1 protein-coding gene is annotated in these 2,960 nt (G+C 64.2%); it reads right to left on the minus strand.

Annotated features, from left to right (window positions below):
• Nucleotides 1-2,960, minus strand: a 2,960-nt coding sequence (locus HNQ59_RS19190) for a hemagglutinin repeat-containing protein (protein WP_184041999.1), incomplete at both ends; no start/stop codon positions are given.

The raw sequence follows: 2,960 nt of genomic DNA on the forward strand, positions 1-2,960 counted from the left end.
TGGCCGGCGCTGATCGCGGACTGGGTGGTGCTGCTGCGGCTGTCACTGGTGAAGCCCAGTGTCATGCCACCGCTACCTGGGGATTGTTGCTTCTGTGGGGCGCTTGGGCCGTTGCCGGTGTTCTGGCTGGGCTTTTGCCCGCTTTCTTTGTTTTGTCCGGCTTTGTTGCTGTCGTAGCTCACGGCTACGCCGAAGCTGTCTCCCTGGTAGTGGGCTTGGTTCTGCAGGTCTTGCCAGCCCAGGGTGCCGGTGCTGAGCCGGTTGCGGTTGGCGTCGGCTTCGCTGCTGATGACGGCGCCGTTCAGTTGGGTGTGTTGGCCCACTTGCAGGTCGAAGCCGCCGCGCCCCGCTTGCAGGGCGGTCTGTTCTCCAACCCCCAGGTAGCGGGAGTTGATCCGGCTTTGGCTGTAGCTGGCGCTGCCGCTGAAGCCTATGCCCACGACCATGGTGCCGCCACCCGATTGTTGTCGGTTCTGGTAGTCGTCACGGTCTTGCAGGCTTTGCAGGGTCAGGTTGCCGCCAATGTCGGCTTCGATGCGTTGCCCTTTGGCCACTGCGCCTGATAGGGTGGTGTCGCCGCCGCTCTTCAGGCTCAGGGTCTGCCCTGCGTTCAGGTGGCTGTTCTGGTAGCCGATCAGGTCGCCGTTCTCCCGGCCCCGTGCGGCTTCTGCCGACAGGAGGATGCCGGCGCTGTTGCCGCTTTGGCCGATGGTCACGGCTACGCCGATTTCGCCGCCCTGGCTTTGGCTTTTGCTACGCAGGATGTCTTGTCGGGCCTGGCCTTCCAGTTTGAGGTCGCCGCTGGCTTGCAAGGCGATCTGTTGTCCTTTCACTTCGCTGCCGCGCAGGGTCAGGTCGCCTTGGTGGGCGCTCAGCTGGATGTCGCCTTCGCTGTGCAGGCGGCTGCCGCGTAGTTCGGTCTGGTCGCGGGTGCTGTCTTGTCGTTGGCTCTTGCCGCCCACGGTGACTTGTACTCTGATGTCGGCACCTTTCTGTGCCAGCATCTGCATGCCTTGGTAGGCGGTGTTGGCCGCCCGGTAGGCGTACAGGGCTTGCAGGCGTTTGTCGTCGCTCTGGTTGCTGCGCTCGGTGGCGTCCAGGATGGTGGTCAGGGCGTCTACGATGCTGCCGCGCAGCCCCAGTGAGAGTCCGCCTTGGCTGCTCCGTTGGTGTTGTTGGCTCTGGTTCTGTGCTTCGGCGGCTTGCACGTTGATCTGCCGGCCTTCGATGCTGATGCCGGTCTTGCCGATCAGGTCGCTGCCGGTGATGTCCACGGCTTGGCCCGCCTGCAGGGTCAGGCGGTCGGTCAGGCTCGCCAGTGCCGAGGCTTGGCTGGTGTCGCTTTGTGCTTGCTGGTCGTTGTGTTGGGCTTGCCGTCCAATGGTGGTCGAGGTCCGCCCTGATCGGAAGTTGCCTTTGGTGATGTCGCTTTGGTTGGCGGTTTCCTGTTGCCGGTCGTTCACGGCACTCACCGTCAGCCGACCGCCTGCCACGGCGGTCAATGCGCCTTCGGCCACGGCTTCCACGCCTCGCAGGTTCAGGTCTTGCTTGGCCGCCAGTTGGATGCGCTGGCCGGTGAGTCGGGTCAGTTGGTGTTGTTGCTGCTGCCCGGTTTGTTCGGTTTCCTGACGTCGGTGTTGCAGACCGCCAGTGTTGACCTCGCCGGTGTCGTTACGCTTTTGCTGGCGGGACAGGGCGGTGTCGAGGTTCAGGTTGCCTGCCGCTGCCAGGGTGACGCTGCCTTGCTCGCTGCTGATCCGTGCGCCGCGCAGGTTCAGGTCGCCGCCGGTGGCCTGGATGGTCAGCTCGCCACCGGCCAGCAGTTGGCTGCCTCGGGTGTTGTCTTGGGCGCTGTCGCTGATCGATTGGGTGTGCTGGCGCATATAGCCGTTTTTGGACAGGGCTTCCAGGCCAGCGGCATGGCCGCTTTCCATCCGGTCCAGGTCGCGTCTGGCCAAGTCGCCTTTGTGTTTCAGGCTGGCGTCTTTGCGGCTGGGGGCTCCTAGTTTGTGGGTCTCACGGAGTTGGCTGACCATGGCGCTGTTGAGGGCACCTTGGTTGATGCCCAGTCCGGTCGATTTGCTTTCCCGCTGGTCGTGCCGTTGTTGCAGGTCATGGGTTTCGATCAGTTCGATCTGTTTGGCGATCAGCGCCAGGTCTTGCCCGGCTTTCAGTTGTGCGCCGACCAGGGTGGCTTGGTCGCCTGCGGACAGGGCCAGGTTGGCGCCCGCCGTCAGGGTGGTCACCCGTTGGGTCTGTCCGCTCTGTTGTTGGTCGCTGCTGGCTTGTTGTCGGTTGTAGCTGATGCCGTGGTTCTTGATGCTGAAGTCGAGCTGGAACCCGGAACGGCTGCTCTGGTGCTGTTCAATGGCCTGCTCGGTTTCAGTGGCGCTGGTCAGCGCCAGGTGGCGGCCCGCCAGGATCGCCAGGTCTTGTCGGCTCGACAGTGCTGCCGCCTGCAGGGTCAGGTCTCGTCCTGCTTGCAGGCTGAGGTTGCCTGCCGACAGCAGGCTGCCGAGCTGTTCCGTGGTGTGCCGTTCGCTCAGGTCGTCATTGCGGAAGCCACCGAACAGCCGTTTCTTGGCCACTTGGGATTGTTGTCGGCTGTCGTGGCTTTCCATCACGCTGCCCAGGCTCAGGTCGCGGCCCGCCAGCAGGCTCGCTTGCCCTTGCGCTTGCAGTTGGGTGCCTTGCAGGGTCAGGTCGCGGTGCGCTTGCAGGTTGAGGCTGCCGCCGCTTTGTAGCTGGCTGCCCCGTTGCCAGGTGTTGGCCAGGTCGAGCTGCCAGCTGCCATTGGGCAGGCTGCCGCTGCGGTGTTGGCTGTCGCTCAATGACAGGCTGCCGATCTTGAGGTCGTTCAGCGCGCCCAGGCTCAGGCTTTGGCCTGCGTTCAGGTCGCTGCCCAGGATGTCCAGGTCGTGCCCGGCCAAGAGGCTCAGGCTTTGGCTGGCGTCCAGTTG

It is taken from the genome of Chitinivorax tropicus (assembly GCF_014202905.1).
Classification (GTDB): Bacteria; Pseudomonadota; Gammaproteobacteria; order Burkholderiales; family SCOH01; genus Chitinivorax; species Chitinivorax tropicus.